Origin of the sequence: Streptococcus chenjunshii, from assembly GCF_003086355.1 — a bacterium.
Lineage (GTDB): Bacteria > Bacillota > Bacilli > Lactobacillales > Streptococcaceae > Streptococcus > Streptococcus chenjunshii.
The window spans coordinates 2,435,376-2,443,046 of the sequence record NZ_CP031733.1 but is presented as its reverse complement, the minus strand read 5'-3'; the positions used below and the strand labels follow the sequence as shown (position 1 = coordinate 2,443,046).

Genomic DNA, 7,671 nt, shown 5'->3' with positions numbered 1-7,671 from the left:
TGATAGGTTCCTCTTGCGTGTCATTCTCCTTTCATTCTATCACAAAACGAGAAAGTTTTCCACAAGTCACTAAAAAAGATTCACAGTGTTAATGAAAGTTATCCACAGTATGTGGATAACAACATAGAGATAGATAAGCTAGCTTTTCAAACGGTCTTTATACTGTGGACAGTTCTGTATCATTTTTATCAGCTATTCACATCCTAAGACAGATTGTCGATAATCCTGTTGAATTCTTCCTCCGATTGGAAATAAATTTTTAAAAAACCTGAGTCTTTCTTTCCTACAGAAAGAGATACTTTTGTTCCTAGTAATTGAGATAATTCTTTTTCTTTATGTTTGATAAAGAGATTTTTAGCAACAGGCTTTTGTTTTTTAGAAGATTTGATTGCATTTTCAATTTGTCTGACACTTAATTTGTTTTTGATAATTTTTTCAAACCATTCTTTTTGCGATTCAGTGTTTTCAACTGTTAATAAAACTCTGGCATGCCCTTGAGACAGCTCTCCCTTTTCCACTGCCTGCAGCAACTGATCAGGAAGATTTAACAGGCGAAGCATGTTAGTAATATATGGGCGCGATTTACCCATTAAATCTGCTAATTCATCATGAGTCATCCCATTTTTTTCAATTAACTGCTGATAAGCTTTAGCTTCTTCGATTGGGTTGAGATCGGAACGCTGCAAATTTTCGATAATAGCTTGCTGCATACTCTCATTATCAGAAACATTTTTTATAATTACCGGAACTTTTGTCAAATTTGCCAATTTAGCCGCCTTTAAGCGCCGTTCACCTGCGATCAGTTCATACCCAAAAATTTTAGACTGCCGAACAAGAAGCGGCTGAATTAGACCATTAGATTTAATAGAAGCAGAAAGCTCCAGCAGTTCCTTTTCATTGAAAGTAATTCTTGGTTGATAAGGGTTAGGGCTAATATTGTTAATATCAACCCATTCTAATTTTTCAGTCATAGCACTCCTTCGGATTAAGTTTAATCAATCTCTGTTTAAATAAAGTATATTGGCCCCGCTGAAGCTCTTCTAGGCTTATCAGCAATTCAATGGCCGAATTAAGTTTTTTCTGGTGATTTCTTCTAGGAAAGTTAATAAAAAAGTCAATTTTAATTTCCTAGCAGCAGGTAAATACAGAAAAACAGGGTGGAAAAAAGTCACATATAAAATGACTTTTCCCCACCCAAAAACAATATTCTTTTTAGAACATGTGCTGTATCATCGCAAAATAGTTGTTTTTTAGTTATTTTATGACAAATCCTGAGTGGTTTTTGTCAGATCGATAGTTACTGTTTTCTTATCGTTTCCACGGTAGAAAGTTACTTTAATAGAATCACCGATTTCATGATCATAAAGAATACTTTGAAGATCACTTGTGGAAGTAACTTCTTTGTCATCGATTTCAGTAATAACATCGTACTGCTCTAATTTACCACTGGCTGGCATACCTGATTGTACAGAACCGACAACAATTCCGTTTGTTACACTGTCAGGAATATTCAGTTTATTAATCACGCTGGTTGATAAGTCGCTTAAATTAGCCATAGAAATACCTAAAGCGGGACGGACAACTTCGCCATTTTCTTCAAGCTGATTAATAATTTTGACGACGTCATTAGACGGAATCGCGAATCCCATCCCTTCAACAGATTCACTGCCCGATGTTGAAGAAATTTTACTTGAATTAATTCCAATAACTTGTCCTTCAATATTAATAAGGGCTCCGCCGGAGTTACCTGGATTAATTGCTGCATCTGTTTGAATAGCGTTCATTGAAACTGTTTCACCGTTATCATTTGTAAGAGTCACTGTACGGCTGAGACTGGAAACAATCCCTTGGGTAACAGAATTAGCATAATCAGTGCCTAAGGGACTACCGATAGCAATAGCAATTTCTCCAACATTAATCTTTGAAGAATCAGCAAAATCTGCTACAGTAGATACATTTTCGGAAGAGATTTGGACAACTGCTAAGTCAGAATAAGTATCTGCTCCAACCAATTTTCCAACGACTTTGGTTCCATCAGCTAAAAGAATTTCAATTTGTTCCGCGCCGTCGATAACGTGGTTGTTGGTAACGACATAGGCTGAATCACCGTCTTTTTTATAAATAACCCCTGATCCTTCGCTGTAGACTTGCAAATCAGAGTCGCCGTCTTCTGCTGACGAACTGTTGTCTCCGCCAAATATGTCATTATACATATCTGAAGAAGCTGACTGCTTCTGGTAGTTAACAACGGATACGACAGCATTTTGAATAGTTTTAACTGCCTCTGTTGTATCCGTTGTATTGTTATAAGTTACATTGCTTGTTTTTGTGGTATTTACTGGATGGTTATTAAAATAATTTGTAATAGTTGTTCCTAAAATTCCGCCGATAATTCCAGCTATTATAACGAGTAATGGAAACAACCAGAACTTTAATTTTTTCACTTTTGTATCCTCCGCCTTTCTGATATGGACTTAAAAAATATCAAAACTGGCTTAATTATACCTTAAAAGGGAGAAAAAATAAAGTATCCACAGCTTGTGGAAAACTTTTTAAAAATATTAATTTTTAGTGATAACATAAACGAAATAGAATATTATTATAAAAAGATTCGGTGTGGATAAGGTGTGAAAAGTGCTGCAATGTGCTAAAATAGGCTTATGAAAGTAAAACTGATTGCTGTCGGCAAACTTAAAGAAAATTACCTTAGAGAGGGAGTTTCTGAGTATATAAAGCGTTTGAATGCTTTTGCGAAGATTGAAATAATAGAGCTTGCTGATGAACAAACGCCCAATAAAGCCAGTCAAGCTGAAAAACAGAAAATTTTAGACAAGGAAGCTAAAAGAATTCTTGCAAAACTAGGCAGCCGAGACTACGTTGTTGCTTTAGCTATAGAAGGAAAGCAGCTTTCTTCAGAAGCCTTCAGCCAGCTTTTTGAAACCTTTGCTTTAAAGGGGTATTCTGATATTTCATTTGTTATCGGCGGAAGTTTAGGCTTGGCTCCCGTTGTTAAGAGCAGAGCTGATTTATTAATAAGTTTTGGTTTGCTTACTTTACCGCATCAGCTGATGCGATTGGTATTGGCAGAACAAATTTATCGTGCTTTCATGATTCAGCAGGGAAGGCCTTATCATAAATAATAAGAAAAGTTTCACGTGAAACTTTTCTTATTGAAAGTATGATTTTTACTATGAAAAATAAAGTGAGACAAAAATCAGTAAACTGTCATAAAATGATGATCCCGACTTTGTCGTCCCGCCTCCGCACGGTTAATTAGAGAGTCTGCTATCCTTTGCACAGCAAGGAATAAGAACTTCCAATCAACCACTGCGCCAAACTCATCTGTTTTAAAAAAAAAAAAAAACGAGGCAGGACTTTTGTCTGCCTCAACTTTGATCCCAGCAGGATTCGAACCTGCGACCGTTCGCTTAGAAGGCGAATGCTCTATCCAGCTGAGCTATGAGACCTTCAACTTGATTATTTTATCAAAAATTCGGCTCTTATGTCAACAAAAAGATAAGAGCCTAGCTAATTCATTTTAGAAGGCAGGCCCATTTTAGAACTTTCAGAAATTTAGCCTTTGCTAAATTTCAAGTTGAAGTTAGCCACTGAATACAATTTCTCTAGGTGTCTTGTAGTTTAATATTCGTTTGGGATAATTGTTTATCCACCATTCAATCTGAGTGGCCAGTTTTCTGGTCGCTCTTGTTTTTCCCTTGGGTAGGAAACGTCGAATAAGACGGTTGTGATTCTCATTAGAGCCTCTTTCCCAAGAGCAATAAGGGTGAGCATAGTAGATCTTCTCTTCACTAAAAATCTCGCTTAGTCTAGCAAATTCTGCCCCATTATCAGCTGTGATTGACGTGATCTGATATTCCTGTAAAATGCTCGACAAGGCTTCGTTAACGGCTTGTGCTGTCTTACTGGGCAAGTAACGAATGATTTCATACCTGGTTTTTCGATCTGTTAATGTCAGAAAGCAAGGCGCTTTAGCCCGTGTCTGAACAACCGTATCAATCTCATAATGCCCAGCCTCCAGTCGTTGAGTGATCGCTTCAGGCCGCTCCTCAATCGACTTTCCAACAGGCATGAAATTAGGACTGGCTGTTTTCTTAGGGGATTTGCCTTTTCTTGGATACAGCCTATCTGCCTTAGTCAGCCCCAGGTACCCCTTGTCCATCCAGTAGTATATGGTGGATTGTGGGACGTTGACTTTACGTTTTGAAATCATCTCAGGTGACCACTTCAGCTTGATGTAGTGGACAATGGTTTCCTTGACTTTCTTCGTGAGACTAACAGCTTTACGGCTATTTTTTCGATTAATCTCATACACTTCCTGAGCTCTATCCGCCCTATAAAGCTTCTCAAACTTCCCCTTACGCACCTGTTGGAGGACCAGTCCACGTTTCATCTCGTTGTTTATCGTTTGAGGAGCTTTGCCTAAGAGACCTGCAATCTCACGATTAGATTTCCCTTCTTGCTTCCAGCGTTCAATCAAGCGGCGATCAGCTATTGTCAAGTGCTTGCCTGTTGGTGTATAATGGTCTTGCATCTCTATGTCCTTTACTTGTGTTTTCGTCAACTACAAGTGTAACATAGAGGTGTTTTTTTGCATCTAAGTGGCTAACTTCATTTTAGAACTTTCAAAATTTAGCCTTTCAGTTTAAAAAAGAAAAAATTTATAAAAAGTGTAGACAAATCATTTTATTTTGATATAATAGTAAGAGTGTTGAGGAAAAACCGACACTTAGTTTCATGGTCCGTTGGTCAAGGGGTTAAGACACCGCCTTTTCACGGCGGTAACACGGGTTCGAATCCCGTACGGACTATAAAAATGCTGCACAGCGTTTTTTCTTTATCCGGCATAGCTCAGTTGGTAGTAGCGCATGACTGTTAATCATGATGTCGTAGGTTCGAGTCCTACTGCCGGAGTGATAAGACAAGCCAAGTAGTAAATACTGGTTTTTATGTAAAAGAGTTAGGTTAAAAATTCGCCTAACTCTTTTTATGTTTTCGATTTAGAAAAGTATACAGTATAAATCCAGTCAAACCTACAGCAGAGAGCAGTACACCTTCTTTAAACCCATTTGGTACAAATGTCAGGGTTACTGTTCCTTGGCCTTCCGGAACAGTAACTTTCATAAATCCACCTTGAGCTTTTGAAATTTTTAAAGCTTTGCCGTTTTGTTCAGCTGTCCATCCTTTATCGTAAGGAATGGTAAAAAGCAGAGAGCTTTTTTGGTCTGTTGAATAATCTGCCGTAACCTTGTTCGCACTTGTTGTAACTCTAGTGTCTTTACTGTTGATGATATTCATTGCCTCTTGATAGTAGCTGAGGTTTAGAGCGTAAAAATTAGGGTGGTCAAAAGAAATCTGGCTGTTCTGCGGGAAAGTAAAACTGATATCTACCGTTTGCTCATTCATGAAAGCTCCAATGTCAAAAAAACTGTATGTATTGTCAGTTGTATATTCATTAGTTGTATCGTTGACTCTGATAACAACAGTGTCACTATTATCATCAGCAAAGTTTATATTGGGCATGCTGACATAGAGTTGACTTTGTTGGGGGACAGTAACTCTGTAAGTAATTGTTGTTACTTGATTTTCGCCTGAAACGGTTATTCTGTTTCCGAGAGTATTTCCTTCACTGACCATCTGTGCAGGAAGCCTGCTGAAATAGCGGTAAGAAAGTCCAGTAAGCTGGTTCAGAAGCTTAGTTTGATTATCTAAAGTGTTAACAGTGAAATTTACATTTTGATAAGGTTCTTGTGTTAAAATAGCTAACTGACTTGCAAATGAATTTTTATATAGATTTATTCCATCCTTTTCGGTTACTAGTGTAAATCCAAATTTATTAAGGGCATTTTTAGAGAGATTATACTTAATACCTAAGAGGCTATCCATAATTAACGTATTATTTTGATAACGGAGGTTAAGATTGGTTCCATCAGATTTGTAACCTAATCTATCTAAAGTTGAACTGGAAGCTCGGTTGCGGATAGAAGAAAACTGTGAAATGCCATTATAATTAAATTTCATGCTGTCGTTGCCAGTTTGTGGAAGGAGTCTTTCCATACGAAAGAAAGTTTTATTATGGCTTTCCGTATAGTTGACAAGACTGTCAATACCTGTCATATCTTTCTGGTAGCCCTCACGAGACGGAAATACCCACTCATTTCCCAAAGCTGTAATTTGATAGTAAGTATTTAAAGAGATTTCAAATACTGTAAACAGCAGTGTAAAGCAGAGCATTAAAAGTTGGGGAAGCTGCTTTTTTGAAAAGCTGAGTAAGATAATAGCGTACGATAAAAGAAAAATCAGGGTTAGAATATAATGGATAGGCTGTAAAAACTCATACCTTTTATTGAAAAAAAGAGTTGCTACAAAGCCAATAGTCAAGAAACAAAGAGGGAAAAGATACTGTCTAAAAGAAATTTCAGGAAGCCTCGAAAGGCTTTCTGCTGCCAATATGATGATTAAAAATGATAGCAGCCACGCATAGCGGTGTAGGAACATATTAGGTGCATGCATTCCCTGCCATAATAAATCCAGAGGTTCTAAATAAAAGCTGGCAATGAAAAAGAAAATCAAAACTGCATAAGCTATTCTCACAGATTTTTTAATAGATTTTATTGTAAAAAATAAAAGAGCGAATATCAATGGGAAAAGACCAACATAGATCATGGGGACAGCACCAAACTTAGTAGTATCATATGAACCGATAAAGTTTTTAGCAAAAAAGTCCAAATACCAAGAGTTATCTGTCAACCATCTTGTCAGCTTACTGTATTCTTCACCATGTGTTGACAAGTCTAAATAGCTAGGTAAAAGCATTATTGAACTTGACAGAGCTGACAATATTGACACAACTGTAAAGTCTATGATTTTTCTTAACACCAGTTTACCTTTGAAGTTCCAAAACAGCTGAACTAAAAAATAAAGTGTTAGAAATATTGCTACCATGTATCCAAAATAGTAATTTTGAATAAATAGGACAGTTAAGCTTATGTAATAAAGAAGAAATTTTCTTTTTTGCAGCAAAAGATTTAATCCTAAAACAATGAGAGGCAGCAGCATAAAGACATCGAGCCACATATTAATCTCAGCTTGACTGACAGCAAAACTCATCAGAGCATAAGAAGTTGATAAAATTAAAGTAAATAGTTTCTTATTTTTAGGATACAGTCTTACTAGACTAAAATAAGTGCTCAAGCCAATTAAACCAAATTTGATTAAGGTAAATAAGTAAATGGCATCAGCCATATTATCCAGTTTAAAAAAGTAAACAAAAGGTGATAAAAAGCTTCCTAAGTAATAGCTCATTAGGGCGTAAAAGTTAAGCCCCAAACCGCTGGTGAATGTATAAAAAATGCTATCTTTTCCATGCAAAATATTTCGCAGATTCTGAGCAAAAATAACATATTGGTGAAAACCATCGCTGGCTAGAATGGTTGTATCACTTCCCCAAAAAATATTTTGACTAAGAAGAGCAAAAAATATGATAGTAAACGGAAGTAAGAAGCTTGCTGAATAATAAAGAACAGTACTGTATTTTTTTAAAATTGTCATAATATCCTTTCCTTACCATACTTATTGTTTCAGAAGAAAAGATTCTCTTTGAAATTTAAAACTAGGCTGTAACTGTTATTTTTGACATGTTTTACACTTAAA

At 36.4% G+C, this 7,671-nt stretch carries 5 protein-coding genes and 3 tRNA genes; 3 read left to right on the top strand and 5 right to left on the bottom strand.

The features are described from left to right. Positions 1–203: 203 nt before the first annotated feature. Both DDV21_RS11690 and DDV21_RS11685 read right to left on the bottom strand, forming a co-directional pair. Positions 204–971: a ParB/RepB/Spo0J family partition protein gene (locus tag DDV21_RS11690; protein WP_116878857.1), complete on the bottom strand. Its 768-nt coding sequence runs from the start codon at positions 969–971 to the stop codon at positions 204–206. Between the two features lie 288 nt (positions 972–1,259). Next, entirely contained in the window at positions 1,260–2,468 is a 1,209-nt protein-coding gene (locus tag DDV21_RS11685; RefSeq protein ID WP_374936049.1) for a S1C family serine protease, read from the bottom strand. A gap of 192 nt (positions 2,469–2,660) precedes the next feature. On the opposite strand from DDV21_RS11685, the gene rlmH reads away from it, so the two are divergent. After that, positions 2,661–3,140, top strand: coding sequence for a 23S rRNA (pseudouridine(1915)-N(3))-methyltransferase RlmH (gene rlmH, locus DDV21_RS11680; protein WP_116878859.1), 480 nt, complete (start codon positions 2,661–2,663; stop codon positions 3,138–3,140). A gap of 253 nt (positions 3,141–3,393) precedes the next feature. Here the strand turns inward: rlmH and DDV21_RS11675 are convergent. Together DDV21_RS11675 and DDV21_RS11670 are read right to left on the bottom strand one after the other, a co-directional pair. Continuing rightward, a tRNA-Arg gene (locus DDV21_RS11675) sits at positions 3,394–3,467 on the bottom strand. A 134-nt stretch (positions 3,468–3,601) separates the two neighbouring features. Beyond that, a complete protein-coding gene (locus DDV21_RS11670) occupies positions 3,602–4,552 on the bottom strand; it encodes an IS30 family transposase (RefSeq protein WP_116879182.1) in 951 nt (316 codons plus the stop codon). A gap of 205 nt (positions 4,553–4,757) precedes the next feature. Here DDV21_RS11670 and DDV21_RS11665 point away from each other — a divergent pair. Together DDV21_RS11665 and DDV21_RS11660 are read left to right on the top strand one after the other, a co-directional pair. Beyond that, positions 4,758–4,829, top strand: a tRNA-Glu gene (locus DDV21_RS11665). A gap of 29 nt (positions 4,830–4,858) precedes the next feature. Continuing rightward, positions 4,859–4,932: transfer RNA gene (locus DDV21_RS11660), tRNA-Asn, on the top strand. Between the two features lie 63 nt (positions 4,933–4,995). Here the strand turns inward: DDV21_RS11660 and DDV21_RS11655 are convergent. Beyond that, the gene (locus tag DDV21_RS11655) at positions 4,996–7,572 is read right to left on the bottom strand and encodes a YfhO family protein (protein ID WP_374936038.1); all 2,577 of its coding nucleotides are present in this window, start codon (positions 7,570–7,572) and stop codon (positions 4,996–4,998) included. Positions 7,573–7,671: the final 99 nt, after the last annotated feature.

Excerpts from the sequence above, each read along its gene's own strand:
- DDV21_RS11690 (WP_116878857.1), bottom strand. The coding sequence starts at position 971 with ATGACTGAAAAATTAGAATGGGTTGATATTAACAATATTAGCCCTAAC.
- rlmH (WP_116878859.1), top strand. The coding sequence starts at position 2,661 with ATGAAAGTAAAACTGATTGCTGTCGGCAAACTTAAAGAAAATTACCTT.
- DDV21_RS11670 (WP_116879182.1), bottom strand. The coding sequence starts at position 4,552 with ATGCAAGACCATTATACACCAACAGGCAAGCACTTGACAATAGCTGAT.